The organism is Citrobacter sp. Cf088 (genome assembly GCF_030334295.1).
GTDB classification, from domain to species: domain Bacteria; phylum Pseudomonadota; class Gammaproteobacteria; order Enterobacterales; family Enterobacteriaceae; genus Citrobacter; species Citrobacter freundii.
The window spans coordinates 172,197-190,113 of record NZ_JAOWEE010000058.1; the positions used below are offsets into that span (position 1 = coordinate 172,197).

At 52.7% G+C, this 17,917-nt stretch carries 17 protein-coding genes; 8 read left to right on the forward strand and 9 right to left on the reverse strand.

Annotated features, from left to right (window positions below; genetic code table 11):
• Positions 1-257: 257 nt before the first annotated feature.
• Both mltA and tcdA read left to right on the forward strand, forming a co-directional pair.
• A complete protein-coding gene (gene mltA, locus OGV71_RS24150) occupies positions 258-1,355 on the forward strand; it encodes a murein transglycosylase A (RefSeq protein WP_204583305.1) in 1,098 nt (365 codons plus the stop codon).
• 134 nt (positions 1,356-1,489) lie between these two features.
• Positions 1,490-2,296 carry a tRNA cyclic N6-threonylcarbamoyladenosine(37) synthase TcdA gene (gene tcdA / locus OGV71_RS24155; protein ID WP_204583306.1) on the forward strand — a complete coding sequence of 269 codons (807 nt, stop codon included), beginning with the start codon at positions 1,490-1,492 and terminating at the stop codon, positions 2,294-2,296.
• 77 nt (positions 2,297-2,373) lie between these two features.
• Here the strand turns inward: tcdA and csdE are convergent, their stop codons facing one another.
• Together csdE and csdA are read right to left on the reverse strand one after the other, a co-directional pair.
• The gene (gene csdE / locus OGV71_RS24160) at positions 2,374-2,820 is read right to left on the reverse strand and encodes a cysteine desulfurase sulfur acceptor subunit CsdE (protein ID WP_003034025.1); all 447 of its coding nucleotides are present in this window, start codon (positions 2,818-2,820) and stop codon (positions 2,374-2,376) included.
• A complete protein-coding gene (gene csdA / locus OGV71_RS24165) occupies positions 2,820-4,025 on the reverse strand; it encodes a cysteine desulfurase CsdA (RefSeq protein WP_204583307.1) in 1,206 nt (401 codons plus the stop codon). The genes csdE and csdA overlap by 1 nt, the downstream gene beginning before the upstream one ends.
• A 192-nt stretch (positions 4,026-4,217) precedes the next feature.
• Here csdA and OGV71_RS24170 point away from each other — a divergent pair, with 192 nt between their 5' ends.
• The 4 genes from OGV71_RS24170 (at position 4,218) to rlmM (ending at position 7,233) form a co-directional block, all read left to right on the forward strand.
• Positions 4,218-4,445 carry a YgdI/YgdR family lipoprotein gene (locus tag OGV71_RS24170; RefSeq protein WP_003034032.1) on the forward strand — a complete coding sequence of 76 codons (228 nt, stop codon included), beginning with the start codon at positions 4,218-4,220 and terminating at the stop codon, positions 4,443-4,445.
• Between the two features lie 363 nt (positions 4,446-4,808).
• Positions 4,809-5,726, forward strand: a complete 918-nt coding sequence (gene gcvA / locus OGV71_RS24175; RefSeq protein WP_003034035.1) for a glycine cleavage system transcriptional regulator GcvA — start codon at positions 4,809-4,811, stop codon at positions 5,724-5,726.
• An 18-nt stretch (positions 5,727-5,744) separates the two neighbouring features.
• Positions 5,745-6,140 (forward strand): DUF423 domain-containing protein, encoded by a 396-nt coding sequence (locus OGV71_RS24180; RefSeq protein WP_003034037.1) that lies wholly within the window; start codon positions 5,745-5,747, stop codon positions 6,138-6,140.
• Positions 6,133-7,233 carry a 23S rRNA (cytidine(2498)-2'-O)-methyltransferase RlmM gene (rlmM, locus tag OGV71_RS24185; RefSeq protein ID WP_003034040.1) on the forward strand — a complete coding sequence of 367 codons (1,101 nt, stop codon included), beginning with the start codon at positions 6,133-6,135 and terminating at the stop codon, positions 7,231-7,233. Before OGV71_RS24180 ends, rlmM begins: the two co-directional genes overlap by 8 nt.
• Positions 7,234-7,267: 34 nt before the next feature.
• Here rlmM and fucR read toward each other — a convergent pair whose 3' ends face one another.
• From fucR to fucP, 5 genes are all read right to left on the reverse strand, one after another.
• Positions 7,268-7,996, reverse strand: a complete 729-nt coding sequence (fucR, locus tag OGV71_RS24190; RefSeq protein ID WP_204583308.1) for an L-fucose operon activator — start codon at positions 7,994-7,996, stop codon at positions 7,268-7,270.
• A gap of 57 nt (positions 7,997-8,053) precedes the next feature.
• The gene (fucU, locus tag OGV71_RS24195) at positions 8,054-8,476 is read right to left on the reverse strand and encodes an L-fucose mutarotase (RefSeq protein ID WP_187253135.1); all 423 of its coding nucleotides are present in this window, start codon (positions 8,474-8,476) and stop codon (positions 8,054-8,056) included.
• 1 nt (position 8,477) lies between these two features.
• Positions 8,478-9,896, reverse strand: coding sequence for an L-fuculokinase (gene fucK, locus OGV71_RS24200; protein WP_286534123.1), 1,419 nt, complete (start codon positions 9,894-9,896; stop codon positions 8,478-8,480).
• A 105-nt stretch (positions 9,897-10,001) separates the two neighbouring features.
• Positions 10,002-11,777, reverse strand: coding sequence for an L-fucose isomerase (gene fucI, locus OGV71_RS24205; protein WP_151218267.1), 1,776 nt, complete (start codon positions 11,775-11,777; stop codon positions 10,002-10,004).
• A gap of 31 nt (positions 11,778-11,808) precedes the next feature.
• The gene (gene fucP, locus OGV71_RS24210) at positions 11,809-13,119 is read right to left on the reverse strand and encodes an L-fucose:H+ symporter permease (RefSeq protein WP_286534127.1); all 1,311 of its coding nucleotides are present in this window, start codon (positions 13,117-13,119) and stop codon (positions 11,809-11,811) included.
• Positions 13,120-13,681: 562 nt separating this feature from the next.
• On the opposite strand from fucP, the gene fucA reads away from it, so the two are divergent.
• Positions 13,682-14,329 (forward strand): L-fuculose-phosphate aldolase, encoded by a 648-nt coding sequence (fucA, locus tag OGV71_RS24215; RefSeq protein WP_286534129.1) that lies wholly within the window; start codon positions 13,682-13,684, stop codon positions 14,327-14,329.
• A 27-nt stretch (positions 14,330-14,356) separates the two neighbouring features.
• Positions 14,357-15,505, forward strand: a complete 1,149-nt coding sequence (gene fucO, locus OGV71_RS24220; RefSeq protein ID WP_003034064.1) for a lactaldehyde reductase — start codon at positions 14,357-14,359, stop codon at positions 15,503-15,505.
• A gap of 76 nt (positions 15,506-15,581) precedes the next feature.
• Here the strand turns inward: fucO and xni are convergent, their stop codons facing one another.
• Together xni and OGV71_RS24230 are read right to left on the reverse strand one after the other, a co-directional pair.
• Positions 15,582-16,337 carry a flap endonuclease Xni gene (gene xni, locus OGV71_RS24225; protein WP_003034067.1) on the reverse strand — a complete coding sequence of 252 codons (756 nt, stop codon included), beginning with the start codon at positions 16,335-16,337 and terminating at the stop codon, positions 15,582-15,584.
• 166 nt (positions 16,338-16,503) lie between these two features.
• Positions 16,504-17,871, reverse strand: a complete 1,368-nt coding sequence (locus tag OGV71_RS24230) for an L-serine ammonia-lyase (protein ID WP_003034070.1) — start codon at positions 17,869-17,871, stop codon at positions 16,504-16,506.
• Between the last annotated feature and the right edge of the window lie 46 nt (positions 17,872-17,917).

The window sequence follows — 17,917 nt, forward strand, 5'->3', positions numbered from 1 at the left end:
GACGACCTTCGGGTTATGAGCCCGACGAGCTACCAGGCTGCTCCACCCCGCGTCCGTGGATGCGCACTATACTCTGCTCGCATTTTCATGCAACCCTTTTTTCACCTTGATCACGTTTTTAGGGTGAAAATGAACAAAAACAACGCATTCTGGATTATTTTTTGCTCAAAATTTGCGTTCGGGTATGTATACGCATTTCATTAGGTTCGGGGGTTTGTTATCTTCGTCTCGCATTCAGGCAACATAAGACGAGAACAATGAAAGGACGTTGGGCAAAATATCTTCTGGCGGGAGCTGTAGTCGCGATGCTCGCCGCGTGTTCCTCAAAACCCACCGATCGTGGGCAGCAGTATAAAGACGGGAAATTTACCCAGCCTTTCTCACTGGTGAACCAGCCTGATGCGGTTGGCGCACCAATCAATGCCGGTGATTTCGCCGAGCAGGTTAATCAAATTCGTAGCGCTTCGCCACGTTTGTACGGTAACCAGAGCAACGTCTACAACGCTATCCAGCAATGGTTACGCGCGGGCGGTGATACGCGCAGTATGCGTCAGTTTGGTATTGATGCATGGCAAATGGAAGGGGCTGATAACTACGGTAACGTCCAGTTTACCGGTTACTACACGCCGGTTATCCAGGCGCGGCATACGCGCCAGGGCGAGTTTCAGTATCCTATCTATCGTATGCCGCCAAAACGTGGGCGCTTACCATCCCGTGCCGAGATCTACGCGGGCGCGCTAAGCGACAATTATATTCTGGCATACAGCAACTCCCTGATGGATAACTTCATTATGGATGTTCAGGGCAGTGGTTACATCGATTTTGGCGATGGCAGCCCGCTCAACTTCTTTAGCTATTCCGGGAAAAACGGCCACGCCTATCGCAGTATCGGTAAAGTGCTTATCGACCGTGGCGAAGTGAAAAAAGAAGATATGTCGATGCAGGCTATTCGTCATTGGGGTGAAACGCACAGCGAAGCCGAAGTGCGTGAGCTGCTGGAGCAGAACCCATCGTTTGTCTTCTTTAAACCACAATCTTTTGCTCCGGTGAAAGGGGCCAGCGCGGTACCGTTGATTGGCCGCGCATCCGTGGCTTCTGACCGCAGTATCATTCCTGCGGGCACAACGTTACTGGCGGAAGTCCCGTTACTGGACAATAACGGCAAGTTTACCGGCCAGTACGAACTGCGTCTGATGGTGGCGTTGGATGTGGGCGGGGCGATAAAAGGGCAGCACTTCGACATCTATCAGGGTATTGGCGCAGACGCCGGACACCGTGCCGGGTGGTATAATCATTACGGTCGCGTATGGGTACTAAAAACAGCGCTGGGTGCGGGTAACGTGTTCAGCGGTTAATTGCCGGATGGCGCTTCGCTTATCAAGCCTGAATTATTGAGTAGGCCTGATAAGGCGTAGCCACCATCAGGCAGTGATGCAGTCATCAAGGGCGGTATTTGTCCGCCCTTTTTGTTTTCTATATCTGAGGTTCTATGTCTGTGGTTATAAGTGATGCCTGGCGTCAGCGTTTTGGCGGTACGGCGCGTCTGTATGGCGAAAATGCGCTGCAACTGTTTGCTCAATCGCACGTTTGCGTGGTTGGGATTGGCGGAGTGGGGTCATGGGCGGCGGAAGCGCTGGCGCGAACCGGCATTGGCGCCATCACGCTCATCGATATGGATGATGTGTGTGTCACCAATACTAACCGCCAGATCCATGCTTTACGCGATAACGTCGGCCTGGCAAAAGCTGAAGTGATGGCTGAACGTATCCGCCAGATTAACCCGGAGTGCCGGGTGAACGTGGTCGATGATTTTGTCACGCCGGATAACGTTGCTGAATATATGAGTGCGGGATTTTCGTATGTCATTGATGCGATTGATAGCGTGCGCCCAAAAGCGGCACTGATCGCGTACTGTCGGCGTAACAAAATTCCGCTGGTGACCACCGGTGGTGCGGGCGGACAGATCGATCCTACGCAGATTCAGGTCGTTGATTTGGCAAAAACCATCCAGGATCCGTTGGCGGCCAAGCTACGTGAGCGGCTGAAAAGCGATTTTGGCGTGGTGAAAAACAGCAAAGGCAAGCTGGGCGTGGACTGTGTGTTCTCGACCGAAGCGCTGGTGTACCCGCAGGCAGATGGCTCGGTGTGTGCGATGAAAGCGACGGCGGAAGGGCCGAAACGTATGGATTGCGCATCCGGGTTTGGCGCGGCCACGATGGTGACCGCCACCTTTGGTTTTGTTGCCGTCTCCCATGCGCTGAAGAAGATGATGGCCAAAGCGGCGCGCCAGTCCTGATTGTATTGGATGGCGCTATGCTTATCCGACCTACGGTTTGTGCGGTGTTATAAGCCGGATAAGACGTATTAGCGCCGTCATCCGGCTTTCTGAGCAACCTCAAGAATCGCCTCGTTAAGAGCATGTAGCCCCTGGCTACGCGAGGCGCTAAGCTGCGCGCGTAAACCCAGCTCGTCAAATAATTCCATTGGTGAATGCGCCAGTAACTCGGCGGCCGTTTTACCTTCGACCGCGGTGAGTAATACCGCCAACAGCCCGCGTACTATTCGACCTTCGCTGTCACCAAAGAAATGCAGAGTGCCATTCGCATGAAGAGTATGCCCCAGCCAGACGCGGTTTTCACAGCCCGCGATTTCTTTGGCCTGTGCTTTTAGCGCATCCGGAAGTGCCGGCAACTGCTTACCCAGCAGTATCAGCTGACGATATTTATCTTCCCACTGAGTGAGCGGGATGAAGGTATTGCGTAACGTCTCTTCGGTTACGGTTGTGCCAAACGGGTGTCCGGCGAACAGAGGGCTTGTCATTAATCCACCAATATTTCCAGCGCGCGGTCGACGGCTGCGACCAACGCATCCACATCGCTTTGTGTATTATAAGGGGCAAATGAGGCGCGTAGTGTCCCGGATACGCCCAGTTCTGCCAGCAGCGGTTGCGCGCAGTGTTGCCCCGCGCGCAGCGCAATGCCATATTCGGCCAATAGCGTAACCATATCGCTGTGATGAACACCCGAGAAATCAAAGGCTAACAGACTGGAATCCTGGCAGCGGAAGGACCGAAAGCCGGGGCGTTTCGCCAGCGCATCTTCTGCCAGCGTCGCCAGACCCCGGCTCCACTTTTCGGCCTGTGCAACGTCGACGTCCGCCAGCCATTCGAGCGCTGCGCTTAGCCCGATAACGCCAGCAACGTTAGGCGTACCGGCCTCCAGCTTCCATGGGGCTGCCTGGGTGGTGAAACCGTCGAAGCTGACTTCGCTAATCATCTTTCCGCCGCCGAGCCACGGTGACATAGCTTCCAGTAATTCAGGCTTACCGTACAGCACGCCAATACCGGTTGGGCCATACAGCTTGTGGCCCGAGAACGCATAGAAATCAATATCTAACTGTTGTACGTCGGCAGGAAAATGGACAATCCCCTGGGCACCATCAACCATCACCACCATGCCAGCCGCATGGGCGAGCGTGATGGCGCGGGCCAGATCCGGGCAGCCACCGGTGACGTTCGACATTTGCCCGAGTGCCAGAATGCGGCTGCGCGGGGTAATAAGTTGCGTAAGGCGCTCAACGTCTGGCAATAAATCGGGGGTGAGTGGGAGTTTGACGACCTTAGCCCCCGTTTGCTCCGCGACCATCAGCCAGGGCACGAGGTTGGCGTGATGTTCCGCTGCGCTAACGATAATCTCATCACCCGGCTGAAGGCGTGGACGCGCATAGCTTTGAGCAACCATGTTGATCGCTTCCGTTGTGCCGCGGGTCCAGACGATGGTTTTGTCATCCGGCGCATTAATCAGGCTTGCGACTTTTTCCCGCGCGGCTTCATAGCGTGCGGTCAGGCGCAGGGCTTCAGCAAACTGGCTGCGATGGACGTTTCCGGCGCTCAGGCTATAAAACTGGTGGGTAGCCTCAATTACCGCCTGTGGCTTCAGCGCCGTAGCAGCGCTGTCGAGATAGACGCCAGCATCGTTGAGTGCGGGAAATTGTGCGCGAAACTGCGCGGGGTTAAAAGCGTTCATGGTATTCCTCAGTTCAGTAAACCGATCGTGGCGCAAAAAGGGCATTGATACAAGGGTTGCGCTAACCATCGGAATACTCTGGATATCCTGGCAAAGCCCGCTCAGTGTCTTATGCTAAATAGCGTTAGGTGAACAATTTTGCCTGTTACGGAGTGTGTTTTTAATAGCATAAATCGCTTTAAGGAGAAGAAGATGAAAAAGACTGCCGCCATAATTTCTGCCTGTATGCTGACTTTTGCCCTGAGCGCCTGTTCCGGTTCGAATTACGTGATGCACACCAACGATGGTCGATCAATCGTAGCTGACGGTAAGCCACAGACCGATAGTGAAACGGGGATGATTTCGTATAAAGACGCTAACGGCAACAAACAGCAGATTAACCGCACTGACGTGAAAGAGATGGTAGAACTGGATAACTAACCGGTCATCCATCGACAAAGAGTCGGACAAAAAAAAGCACCGCAATTTGGCGGTGCTACATTAATCACTATGGACAGACAGGGTAAATGTACAGGAAGTGAAAAAGGGTAGCTTTGCTACCATGGTCTGAATCGCAGACCAATTGCAAACACAACAACACAACATCACAACCGTAAGCCAAAAGCCCACCAGAACACGCATTCCGATAAAACTTTTCGTTCCGGCTTCAGGAAGTGCCGCCACTATAGGTATTTGCTGGTAGAACCTCAACGGACAATTTATAATGGCTCAGATAAAAAAAACTAATAGGTTACAGCCTGTTAGCTAATTGTTAAATTCATTTAACATCAAAGCCTAAAAGTCATGTCAAAACGATTACCACCCTTAAATGCGTTGCGTGTTTTTGATGCTGCAGCGCGTCATTTGAGCTTTACTCGCGCAGCAGAAGAGCTTTTTGTGACGCAGGCCGCAGTAAGTCATCAAATCAAGTCTCTTGAGGATTTCCTGGGGCTGAAGCTGTTTCGTCGACGCAATCGATCTTTGCTGTTAACGGAAGAAGGCCAAAGCTACTTCCTCGACATCAAAGAGATTTTTTCGCAATTAACCGACGCGACGCGTAAACTTCAGGCACGTAGTGCAAAAGGTGCACTTACCGTCAGTTTATTGCCCAGTTTTGCGATCCAATGGCTGGTGCCCAGACTCTCTAGCTTTAACTCAGCTTATCCGGGAATCGATGTCAGGATCCAGGCGGTGGACCGTCAGGAAGACAAACTGGCGGACGATGTAGATGTGGCGATTTTCTACGGACGCGGCAACTGGCCGGGTCTGCGCGTTGAAAAATTGTACGCAGAATATTTATTGCCGGTCTGCTCGCCGCTATTACTCACCGGTGATAAACCGTTGAAGACGCCCGACGATCTGGCTAAACACACATTATTGCACGATGCGTCGCGCCGTGACTGGCAAGCCTATACGCGCCAGCTTGGCCTGAATCATATCAACGTACAGCAGGGACCTATCTTCAGCCATAGCGCCATGGTGCTACAGGCTGCTATCCACGGACAGGGGATTGCGCTGGCGAATAACGTCATGGCGCAGTCCGAAATAGAAGCCGGACGTCTGGTCTGTCCGTTTAACGATGTTCTGGTCAGCAAAAACGCATTTTATCTGGTTTGTCATGACAGTCAGGCAGAACTGGGTAAAATAGCCGCCTTCCGTCAGTGGATTTTGGCTAAAGCGGCCACGGAACAAGAAAAATTCCGCTTTCGTTATGAACAATAATTTACGTAGGGTATTCACATGACCAGCCGTTTTATGCTGATTTTTGCCGCCGTAAGTGGCTTTATCTTTGTGGCGTTGGGTGCCTTTGGGGCACATGTTCTGAGTAAAACCCTCGGTGTCGTTGAGATGGGGTGGATCCAGACTGGCCTTGAGTATCAAGCGTTCCATACGTTGGCTATCTTTGGCCTGGCGGTCGCCATGCAGCGACGCATTAGCATTTGGTTTTACTGGAGTAGCGTGTTTCTGGCATTAGGAACGGTGCTGTTTAGCGGCAGCCTGTATTGCCTTGCACTCTCTCATTTACGCCTGTGGGCGTTTGTTACCCCCGTCGGCGGTTTCAGCTTCCTTGTGGGCTGGGCGCTGATGTTAGTGGGTGCTATTAGATTGAAACGTAAGGGCGTTAGCCATGAATAAGGTTGTGTTGTTGTGTCGCCCGGGTTTTGAAAAAGAGTGCGCCGCAGAAATTACGGATAAAGCAGGGCGCCGGGAAATCTTCGGTTTTGCCCGCGTGAAAGACAATGCGGGTTACGTCATCTTCGAATGCTATCAGCAGGATGATGCCGAAAAGCTAGTGAAAGAGCTGCCGTTTAGCTCACTGATTTTTGCCCGTCAAATGTTTGTGGTGGGCGAACTGCTGCAATATTTACCGCCGGAAGACCGCATTACGCCGATCGTTGGCATGCTGCAGGGCGTGGTGGAAAAGGGTGGCGATCTGCGTGTCGAAGTCGCCGACACCAATGAAAGCAAAGAGCTGGTTAAGTTCTGCCGTAAATTTACCGTACCGCTGCGCGCGGCGCTGCGTGAAGCGGGCGTACTGGCAAAATATGAAACGCCGAAACGTCCGGTGGTTCATGTTTTCTTTATCGCCCCTGGCTGTTGTTATACCGGTTATTCCTGGCCTGACAATAACTCACCGTTCTACATGGGTATTCCGCGACTGAAATTCCCGGCCGATGCGCCGAGCCGCTCAACGCTGAAGCTGGAAGAAGCGCTGCACGTGTTTATCCCTGCCGATGAATGGGATGAGCGTCTGGCGAACGGAATGTATGCGGTGGATTTAGGGGCCTGCCCGGGCGGATGGACCTATCAGCTGGTTAAACGCAACATGTGGGTTTACTCGGTGGATAACGGTCCAATGGCTCAAAGCCTGATGGATACCGGACAGGTCACCTGGCTGCGTGAAGACGGATTTAAATACCGTCCGAATCGCAACAATATTTCGTGGATGGTCTGCGATATGGTGGAGAAGCCGGCGAAGGTCGCCGCGCTGATGGCACAATGGCTGGTCAACGGCTGGTGTCGTGAGACAATATTCAACCTCAAGCTGCCGATGAAAAAACGCTACGAAGAGGTATCACAGAACCTGGCTTACATTCAGGCCCAGCTTGATGAACATGGCGTAAATGCCCAAATTCAGGCGCGTCAGCTGTATCATGACCGTGAAGAAGTAACCGTTCACGTGCGCCGTCTGTGGGCTGCCGTCGGTGGTCGTCGCGACGAGCGATAAGTTAACATTGCAGGCCGGATGAAGCGTCAACGTCTTATTCGGCCTGAATTGTTTCAATCAGCGGCGTATCTGAAACGATATGCGTCACGTCATCCAGATGCCCAATCCGGGCCTCCCCCGAACGATTAAACTTACTTTTATCGATCAGCAATAAAGATTGCGATGCGCGCTTAAGCAGAATGGACTTGAAGTCGGCGTTGGTGGCATTGGAGTCCCAGAGCGCGCCGTCGCTGTCGATCCCTTCGCAGGAAAAAATAAACAGGTCAATATCGAGGGATTTTAGCTGCGAGATAAGTGAGGGATTAACGTAGCAACCGTATTTGCGCTCGAGGCGACCGCCGGAGCTGATAAGCTGAATGTGTTCACGTTTAGCCAATTCCTGGCAGATGGGCTGGCTGTTGGTAAAAACGTGAATGTTGATGTCCGGTAGCTGTCGCGCCAGATACCAGCAGGTTGAGCTGGCGTCTAAGGCTATCACCATACCTTCTTCGATCCATGCCAGCGCTTCGCGGGCAATATCCGCTTTGTGGGCATAGTGGCTTTTGAGTCGCATATGAAACGGATCGCCGCTGTCCTTGTTTTCCCGGTGAATAACTTTCGCCCGCCCGTGATTACGTAGCACTTTTCCCTGGGTCTGTAACTCACTGAGATCGCGGCGGATGGTCTCTTTGCTGACGTTCAGTTGCAACGCCAGAGCTTCGGTTGTCAGGCTTTTATGGTTAGTAAGCAGATCTACGATTGCCTGCTGGCGCGCCGCTTTCATGTTCTGATCCTCATTATATGATGAATGCCCGTACCAGACGGGCATTCTGACCAGAGATTACGGCGTTACCCCTTTTTTTAAAAGAATATTCCCGTACTTTGCCCGCTCTCCTGTGATAACGATCGCAAACGCCTTTTGTGCGCGTTCATAGAAGGCGTAGCGATCAATACGCGTAATGTCCGGGCAAGGGGTCTGTAGTGAAAGCGCCTGACGGTAGCGAGCCTCGACGTCGGGATCGAGGGCGTCTCCTTCAACAGCGGCCATCATCACCAGCGGTGGGGCATAGCTGTCCAGTTCAAAGAGTGGAATAACCGCCTGCAGCAGGTCGCTGACTATCAGGCCGTCAGCGCGAATAACCTGCGGCCCCATGCTGTGGGCCGGGAAGTGGGCATCGGAAAAGATAATCTCATCGCCGTGGCCCATTTCAGCCAGCACCTTCAGCAGGTCGGGCGAAATTAAGGGAGATATCGTTTTGAGCATGTTACTCGACTCCTGTGTGTTCGGATTCGGTTTGCGGATAAAAGTAACGGTACTGATACCGCACCTGCGCGCGCGCCTGTTCCGGTGAGGTAAATTCCCTAATGCCTGACCAGGCAAACATCGCGGCACCCGCTACGGTGGTTTCGGCATCATCCAGCACTTTGACCGGCATTTTGAGCACGTTCGCTTTGATCTGATTCCACAATGCGTTGCGGCTTCCCCCGCCAACCAAAAGCAGCTCGGTCGCCTGGAAGTGACCGATTTTTTCCAGCGTGTGCAGATTTCGCTGCAGTTGTTCTGTCAGCCCTTCCAGCGCGGCGCGATAGAAGTGTCCGCGGGTAGTATTGAGCGTGACGCCTTGCCAGCCCGCATTTTGACAGGCCAGCAGGTCGCAATGCATCTTCACGCCTTCGGCACCTGCCGGGATTGCCCTGGCTTCGTCAATCAGGGTTTGCCATGGGGTATCAGCAGTCCACAACAACTTGCGTACCCATTCGAGGACTCCGGAAGCCAGCCACTGCATACCGGGGTTATTCAGTCCGGGCTGGCTATCCAGTTCACAGGTTGAACCCGCATAATGGCTAAGCTGGGAGGTATCCACCTGCGCACTGCGCACCATCAGAATTTCCCATGTACCGGAAGAGAGCACCGGTTCATTTGGTTGGGCTCCAGCGCCAAATAGCGCAAACTGCGTGTCGTGTCCGGCAGATATGACCGGAATACCCGCCGTAAGCCCAAGCAGGCTGGCGGCCTCCTGTTGCAGAACGCCTATTTGTTCTCCCGCTTCAACCAAACGTGGGAACAGACGACGCGGTATACCCGTTGCCTGTAAGATGTCATGACTAAAATCGCGCTGCTGGATGTCCAGCATCTGGCTGGTGCCCGCCATGGTGATATCGGTGGTGAACTCGCCGGTTAAACGGTGGTTAATGAGCGACGAGATGAATAGCCAGGCGTGCGCCTGTTCCAGTAGTTGCGGATGGTTTTCTTTTAGCCAAACCAGTTTATACAGTGTGTTGAAGCTAAACGCGCCGACGCCGGAAATTTCCTGCAGCTGCTGCGGTGACATGTAGCGGTGGATATTCTCCATTACCGCCGTGGTGCGTGGGCATTTCCAGCTGATCACCGGATAGAGTTGTTTGCCATTTTTATCAACCAACGCGCCGTCTACGCCAAAGGTGGTGACGGCGATCGCACGAACCTGGCAGGCGGCCAGTTGCGCAGAGAGCCGCTGACTGCAGTCGGCAAAACGTTGCAGAATGGCCTCCAGCGACCACTGATGCCAGGTGCTGTTTTCAGCAGCGATGTCACTGGCGTTTGGGGTCGACGCACGAGCGACAATCTTTCCCTGTCGGTCAACGGCGATAGCCCGTACGTTGGTCGCGCCACAGTCGAGGACCAGGATAACGTCTTGTTTCATAAAAACTCCTGAAACGTTGCCGGATGATGGGGTTAAAGCCGTATCCGGCCTACAAAAGCCACTGCTGTAAGGCCCGGTAAGCTTGCGCCACCGGGCTGAGTCGCATTAACGCTTATAAAGCGGGCCATAGTTCTGGCAGGCGCGGTAATCCTGGCCTTCAGTATCCATACCATGGGCAGCCCAGGAGGAAGGGCGGTAAATTTTCTCATCGATCACGTTGTGCATACACACCGGGATACGCAGCATGGCGGCAAGAGTGATGAAGTCCGCACCCACGTGACCAATCGTCAGTACGCCGTGGTTTGCGCCCCAGTTAGCCATCACGGAATAGACATCGCTGAATGGACCTTTACCGGTTAAGCGCGGGGCAAACCAGGTGGTCGGCCAGGTGGAGTTGGTGCGCGCATCAAGCTGGTCATGCATGTCTTTCGGCAATTCCACGCTCCAACCTTCGGCGATTTGCAGCACCGGTCCCAGGCCCTTGATGATGTTGATGCGGGTCATGGTGAACGGCACGCCGCCTTCGGTCAGGAAGCGAGAAGAGTAGCCGCCCCCACGGAAGTATTCGTGAATAGCAGGACACCATTCGGTTGCCGCCAGGCAATCATCCGCTTCTTTCTGCGAGATTTCCCAGTGCGGTTTCATGGTTGGTTTCCCTTCGCCGTCGCGCTGTTTGCAGGAGCCGTCCAGTGCTGCCGAGCCGGAGTTAATCAGGTGAATAATGCCGTGCTCAGCAAGGCCGGTCAGCGGTTTACCCGTGACGCGCTCTACCGCTTCTGGCGACCAGTAGGTGCGCACATCGGCAAAGACCTGCGCCGTGCCGGTGAGTTGATGGCCAAACAGCATCGCCACGCCGTTCAGGCTGTCGTTTTCGGTGGCGACAACGAACGGTTCGCGTATGCCATTCCAGTCAAAGGAGCTGTTGAGCAGCGCTTCGGCGGTATCACCATTCGGATATTGATCCGTCCAGTGACGTTGACCCTGAAAGCCTGCGGCAATCGCGTTGTAACCCAGAGATTCTTCGACCAGACCTTTGTCTGCCAGCTTCTGGTTACCCTGCATCATGTCGCGAATGCACATGGCCATCAGCAGACTCTCTTTCAGCACCGCGCGGCTCTGTTCTGCATTGCGTTTATATTGCTGCGCGTTCTGATCCTCGCCGTAGCGGAAGTTTTTGTCCGCCCACGCCAGCGCCATTTCCAGCTCGGTTTCATCATATATTTTCTGGTCAATACGACGACGCAACTCGGTCATATCCACCGCCTGCACCTTCATGCCCAGCCAGGATTCAAAGAAGTTATGGTCGACGATAGAACCTGCAATACCCATAGACACGCCACCGACAGACAGATAGCTTTTGCCTTTCATATTGGCAACGGCTAAACCCGCGCGGGCAAAGCGCAGCAGTTTTTCTTCAACATCAGCAGGAATCGAGGTGTCGTCCGCGTCTTGTACGTCATGACCATAAATGGAGAACGCAGGAAGACCTTTCTGGTTGTGGGCTGCCAACGCGGCCGCCAGATAAACGGCCCCCGGACGTTCCGTGCCGTTGAAGCCCCAGATAGCTTTCGGGCGCATCGGATCCATATCGATGGTTTCGCTCCCGTAGCACCAGCATGGGGTAACGGTAATTGTCACGCCCACGTTTTGACTGCTGAATTTTTCTTCACAAGCGGCAGATTCAGCCATCCCGGCGATGCAGGTGTCGGCAACCACACATTCAATTTGTGCGCCACAGGCATGCCGAAGTTTTTCCGTGATCAGCGTGGCGGTGGCTTTAGCCATATTCATGGTTTGTTCTTCGAGAGACTCACGTACACCCATACGACGTCCGTCAATAACCGGGCGAATACCAATTTTTGGTAAGCTGATTTTTTTCATCACAGATTCCTCACGTTATTCGGATAAATATTTAGTTGGCTGCCGTTTGTGAGCGGAAGCGGGCAAAAATAAAGATGATGGCGAAGCAAAGTGCTGGGACCAGTTCTGCTGTAGGGATATTGCCAGCGGCGTCGCTGACAAAACCCATTACTGGCGTCACAATGCCGCCGCCAATAATGGTCATGACAATAAAAGACGAGCCGTATTTAGTGTCCTGTCCCAGGTTTTTGATCCCCAAAGAGAAAATGGTTGGATACTGAATCGACATAAATGCGCTGCATAACGTCAGAGCCAACAGGCCGATTTGACCACCGGTGAAGGCGGAAATCAGGCACAAGACCATGGCGAGCAGGGCATAAGCGGCCAGCACTTTATGCGGCGCGAAGCGGCTGATAAGCCATGTGCCGGAGAAACGACCGATAAAGAAGCACACCATGGTGCCGGTCAGATAGTTAGCGGCGAAACCTGGGGTCATGCCAGGGATCTCTTCGATAGCGTAACGGATCAGGTAGCTCCAGCAGGCAGTTTGCGCGCCGACGTAGCAGAATTGCGCCAGCACAGCCCAACGCCAGTGACGAATACGCACCAGACGGGAAAGGGATGCGGAGAATGAACTCTGAGCGTTGTCACTGTGGTCGTCACTTTGCAGGGTCGGAAATTTTGTAAACATAATCAGCAGGGCGACCAGTAAAACGACCGCGACGATGATCATATAAGGGGTTTGTACCGATAAAACCAGGCTGTGCTTGTAGGCACTCAGTTGTTCCGGAGCCATTTTATCGAGTACGTCCTGAGATTGATGCGGCACATTAGACAAAATAAGACTTTGCCCAAAAACGACCGCAATAATGGCACCAAATGAGTTAAAAGTTTGTGCCAGATTGAGTCGGAAGTGGCCGCCGCTTTCCGGGCCCAGTACCGTTACAAACGGGTTGGCTGCAGTTTCAAGGCAACCTAAACCAGCAGCGATAATAAATAAACCAATCAGGAATAGGGTGTAATTCATTACCTCGGCTGCGGGCCAGAATAATGCCGCGCCGACGGCGTATAAAAATAATCCGGTAATAATCCCTGCTTTGTAACTTAATTTTTTCATCAGGATCCCTGCCGGGATTGGAATGATGAAATAACCAAAATAAAAAGCAGATTGAATCAGGCCAGCTTGAAAGTTAGTCAGTGTAAAAGCTTGCTGAAACTGTGGTAATAAGATGTCATTAAGATTATTAGCAACAGCCCAAAGAAAAAACAGAGAGCAGAGTAACGCGAAGGGAATGAGATAATTTTTTGTCTGCCCCCGGTCTACTGCACGAAAACTTTGCGTTTGTATTGATGTGTTTCCCATAGCATCCTCATCAGTTCATAAGCATGTTCAACAGCTTAAGAGTAAGGCGGGTGATTTCACCAACCTGCTAATCCAGGTGAGTTCCGGTAATCTGCCAGCCAGAATTGGCCTTCACAAATGAACTCATGAATTCATTTTCAAATAAAAAACGGCTATTAATATGATGACGGTCACACTTATGCTCAGGGCGCGAGTTTATGTGATTATCATCACTTTAATTTCTGTAAAACAATGACCGTTTGAGAAATAAGTTATTAAAACCCACAGAGTAAATGCCCGAATTAATTAGTTGGGAAGAAAACGGGCAGCTTTAACAAATTATTCGCAAGTGACCGTTTTATAATGCTTTCATTAAGAACGGACATTTTTACAATATGATATTTATCCTGCTTTTTTTTATTCTGTGTTATTAGTTGATGAAGGTCACAAAATCCAGTGCTAAAAATTCCCTTCTCTTTATTCAGCATGATGATAGTTAGCAAATAGCCGCCTAATTCAACAGAGCGCCGAGGTATTAGCAATGTTCTGTTGTCGCATTTTGACTCACTGAGAGAGGTAAGTAATGGAACGAAATACGCTGGCACGGCAGATTATCGATACCTGCCTGGAAATGACCCGTCTGGGGTTGAATCAGGGGACTGCGGGTAACGTAAGCGTGCGCTTTCAGGACGGGATGTTAATTACCCCGACGGGCATTCCATATGAAAAACTCACTGAATCCCACATTGTCTATATCAATGCTGAGGGACAGCACGAAGAAGGGAAGTTACCTTCCAGCGAGTGGCGGTTCCATATGGCAGCCTATCAAACACGTCCGGATGCTCAGGCGGTGGTTCATAACCACGCCGTACATTGCACGGCTGTTTCTATTCTCAATCGTCCAATCCCGGCAATCCATTACATGATTGCGGCGGCGGGGGGAAACTCTATTCCGTGTGCGCCTTATGCGACGTTTGGCACACGAGAGCTGTCAGAGCACGTTGCGGTAGCGTTGAAAAACCGTAAGGCAACGCTTTTACAGCACCATGGGTTGATTGCTTGCGAAGCGAATTTGGAAAAAGCACTGTGGTTGGCGCATGAAGTGGAAGTTCTGGCCCGTCTGTACCTGAGCACGCTGGCGATTGTTGACCCGGTGCCGGTGCTGGATGACGAGGAGATCGCTATTGTGCTGGAGAAATTCAAATCTTACGGATTACGCATTGAAGAGTAATTTCGCATAGCGAAAAGGAGAAATACAATGGCGAACAGAATGATTCTGAATGAAACGGCATGGTTTGGCCGGGGGGCTGTTGGCGCATTAACCGATGAAGTTATTCGTCGCGGTTATCGCAAGGCGTTGATTGTGACTGATAAAAATCTGGTGCAGTGCGGCGTTGTTGAGAAAGTGACTTCCCGAATGGATGCTGCAGGTCTGGCATGGGAAATCTATTCAGGCGTTATTCCTAATCCAACCATTGCGGTAGTGCAGGAGGGATTGAGTGTCTTTCAGCAAAGCGGCGCAGACTATCTGATAGCCATCGGCGGAGGCTCCCCGCAGGATACCTGTAAAGCGATTGGCATTATCAATAATAACCCGGAGTTTGCGGATGTACGCAGCCTTGAAGGGTTATCGCCGACACGCTTCCCGAGTGTGCCAGTTATGGCTATCCCAACCACCGCGGGAACAGCGGCGGAAGTGACCATTAACTACGTGATCACTGACGAAGAGAATCGGCGTAAGTTTGTTTGTGTCGATCCACATGACATCCCGCAGGTGGCGTTCATCGATGCTGATATGATGGACGGCATGCCTGCTGCATTAAAAGCGGCTACTGGGGTAGATGCACTGACTCATGCCATTGAAGGTTACATCACCCGGGCAGCGTGGGCGCTTACCGATGCGCTGCACATTAAAGCCATCGAAATTATTGCCGGGTCATTGCGCGGTTCCGTTGCGGGTGACAGCCAGGCGGGTGAAGCGATGGCCCTGGGCCAGTACGTTGCCGGGATGGGCTTCTCCAACGTTGGTCTGGGATTAGTGCATGGCATGGCACACCCGTTAGGCGCGTTCTACAACACGCCGCACGGCATCGCGAATGCCATTTTGCTGCCGCACGTGATGCACTACAACGCCGAATTCACTGGGGAAAAATTCCGCGATATTGCCCGGGTAATGGGGGTTAAGGTTGAAGGGCTGACGTTGGCGCAAGCACGCAAAGCGGCAGTGGATGCTGTCTTCGCCCTTAATCGCGATGTAGGGATCCCCCTGCACTTACGCGATGTTGGCGTCCGTAAAGAGGATATTCCTGCGCTGGCGCAGGCCGCATTTGACGATGTTTGTACCGGGGGAAATCCGCGTGAAGCGAGCCTTGGGGATATCGTCGAGCTGTACCATACTGCCTGGTAATCACCTGGCGTTTATCTGGCCTACAGGGTTATACGTTAAGTAGGCCGGATAAGCGCAGCGCCATCCGAAAATAAGACTACCGTGCCAGCCGTAGCTGCTGTAGGTTTCCGTCGATATGTAAGTTCGTTTGCAGCCGCGCGATATCGCGGCACAAAAACGCCATCTCACGATGTTCTTCGAGTTTCTTGCGCCATTTCTCCGGTACGTCATCCAGATGTTCATACAGTGCTTCCAGCGTTGGAAACTGCGTCAACAATTGTGTGGCGCTTTTAGGACCAATACCGGCAACCCCAGGTATCTTAGAACTGCTGATCCCTGCCAGTCCCCAGTAATCAGGCAACTGTTGCGGCAGTACGCCGAACTCTTTCTCGATAAACGGCGCATCCAGCCAGCGTTTCTGGAAATAATCGCGAATACGCAGCGTTGGGGAGAGTAGCTGACAATAGCCTTTATCGGTTGAGACGATGGTTGCCTGATGTCCGGCCTGGCTAACTTTCACCGCCAGAGTTGCGGCTAAATCATCGGCTTCATTCCCGCTGGATTCCCAGCAGCAGACACCGCGCTGTTCAAAAGCGGCGCGTAAGGCGGGCATTTCCTTGTGTAAATCGTCAGGCATTGGCGGGCGACCGGCTTTGTAGTCAGGTAAGCGTTGGTGACGCCAGCCGCTGTTGCGCGCTTCGTCATCAAATACCGCCACGGCGTGTGTGGGCTGACTGTGCACAATCAACTGATCGAGCGCGTGCTGGCACGTCTCCACGCAGGGTGAGCCCTGTACGGCGTGAATTCGGCGGATAAGATTCAGTGCATCGACAATGAGCAGATGGACGGCCACGGTGTTCTCCCTAACAAATCAGTCTGTAGGGTAACATTCACGGCGAGTGGAGGCGAAGATCTGATACAACATTTTGCCGGATGGCGGCTGAAGCCTTATCCGGCCTACAAATGAATACGGCACTGTAGGCCGGATAAGCTTGCGCCATCCGGCAATGGGGTGGGACTTAATCGCAGGTGACAATTTTCATTGCCAAACCGCCGCGAGATGTTTCGCGGTATTTGGCATTCATGTCTTTACCGGTTTCGTACATGGTCTCGATAACTTTATCGAGGCACACGCGTGGCTCACTGGTACGGCGCAGCGCCATACGTGCGGCGTTCACCGCTTTCACGGACGCGATCGCGTTACGTTCAATGCACGGTACTTGTACCTGGCCGGCAACCGGATCGCAGGTCAGACCCAGGTTATGTTCCATACCGATTTCCGCTGCGATGCACACCTGCATTGGACTACCACCCAGCAGTTCAGCCAGACCAGCCGCTGCCATGGAGCAGGCCACGCCAACTTCACCCTGACAGCCGACTTCGGCACCAGAGATAGAGGCGTTCATCTTATACAGTGAACCAATGGCGCTCGCGACCAACATATAGCGTGCCAGAGAGTTAGCGTTCACTTCACGGATAAACTTGTCGTAATACGCCAGTACGGCAGGAACAATCCCGCATGCACCGTTGGTTGGCGCGGTAACTACACGTCCACCTGCTGCGTTTTCTTCGTTCACGGCCAGCGCGAACATGTTGATCCAGTCAACAACCGCCATCGGGTCAGTGGTGGTTTTGTCGCTGCTGACCAACATACGACGCAGCGCAGCAGCACGACGCGGAACGCGCAGTTTGCCCGGCAATACACCTTCGGTGGTGATGCCGCGCTCAATCCCGCTACGCATCACTTCCCAGACGTTAGCAAAGTGCTGTTCCAGCTCTTCTTTACTGTGCAGGGCCAGTTCGTTTTGCATCATCAGACCGGAAAGTGACAGGCCGGTTTCCTGGCAATGACGTTGCAAATCAGCTGCGGATTTATACGGATACGGCACGTTTACCGGAGAGTTGTTCGGTAAACCAAAATGTTCTTCATCAACGATGAACCCACCGCCAATGGAATAGTAAGTCTGGCTGTAAATGGCTTTTTCGCCCGCCAGTGCGGTAATACGCATCCCGTTTTCGTGCAGGGACAGATTGTCCGCATGGAAATTCATGCACTTGTCGACCGGGAACTCGACCTCATGTTGACCGTCTGCCAGCAGCAAACGCCCATGAGTATTCACATCCTGGATAAAGGAAGGGATGGCATCAATGTCTACGGTATCCGGCAGATTACCCGCCAGGCCCATAATAATCGCGATGTCGGTATGGTGACCTTTCCCCGTCAGAGACAAGGAGCCATAGACATCAACCACTACGCGGGTTACGTCAGTGAGAATTCCGCGTGCAATCAGGTCATCCGTGAATTGTTTGCCTGCTTTCATCGGGCCAACAGTGTGGGAGCTGGAAGGGCCAATGCCGATTTTGAAAATATCGAATACGCTAATCATGAGGCGTCCATTGTGTATCGAGATGCGCCGCCCCGAAGAGCGGCGC

Bases quoted from the DNA above. Each gene is read 5' to 3' on its own strand.
- mltA (WP_204583305.1), top strand. From the start codon at position 258: ATGAAAGGACGTTGGGCAAAATATCTTCTGGCGGGAGCTGTAGTCGCG.
- tcdA (WP_204583306.1), top strand. From the start codon at position 1,490: ATGTCTGTGGTTATAAGTGATGCCTGGCGTCAGCGTTTTGGCGGTACG.
- csdE (WP_003034025.1), bottom strand. From the start codon at position 2,820: ATGACAAGCCCTCTGTTCGCCGGACACCCGTTTGGCACAACCGTAACC.
- csdA (WP_204583307.1), bottom strand. From the start codon at position 4,025: ATGAACGCTTTTAACCCCGCGCAGTTTCGCGCACAATTTCCCGCACTC.
- OGV71_RS24170 (WP_003034032.1), top strand. From the start codon at position 4,218: ATGAAAAAGACTGCCGCCATAATTTCTGCCTGTATGCTGACTTTTGCC.
- gcvA (WP_003034035.1), top strand. From the start codon at position 4,809: ATGTCAAAACGATTACCACCCTTAAATGCGTTGCGTGTTTTTGATGCT.
- OGV71_RS24180 (WP_003034037.1), top strand. From the start codon at position 5,745: ATGACCAGCCGTTTTATGCTGATTTTTGCCGCCGTAAGTGGCTTTATC.
- rlmM (WP_003034040.1), top strand. From the start codon at position 6,133: ATGAATAAGGTTGTGTTGTTGTGTCGCCCGGGTTTTGAAAAAGAGTGC.
- fucR (WP_204583308.1), bottom strand. From the start codon at position 7,996: ATGAAAGCGGCGCGCCAGCAGGCAATCGTAGATCTGCTTACTAACCAT.
- fucU (WP_187253135.1), bottom strand. From the start codon at position 8,476: ATGCTCAAAACGATATCTCCCTTAATTTCGCCCGACCTGCTGAAGGTG.
- fucK (WP_286534123.1), bottom strand. From the start codon at position 9,896: ATGAAACAAGACGTTATCCTGGTCCTCGACTGTGGCGCGACCAACGTA.
- fucI (WP_151218267.1), bottom strand. From the start codon at position 11,777: ATGAAAAAAATCAGCTTACCAAAAATTGGTATTCGCCCGGTTATTGAC.
- fucP (WP_286534127.1), bottom strand. From the start codon at position 13,119: ATGGGAAACACATCAATACAAACGCAAAGTTTTCGTGCAGTAGACCGG.
- fucA (WP_286534129.1), top strand. From the start codon at position 13,682: ATGGAACGAAATACGCTGGCACGGCAGATTATCGATACCTGCCTGGAA.
- fucO (WP_003034064.1), top strand. From the start codon at position 14,357: ATGGCGAACAGAATGATTCTGAATGAAACGGCATGGTTTGGCCGGGGG.
- OGV71_RS24230 (WP_003034070.1), bottom strand. From the start codon at position 17,871: ATGATTAGCGTATTCGATATTTTCAAAATCGGCATTGGCCCTTCCAGC.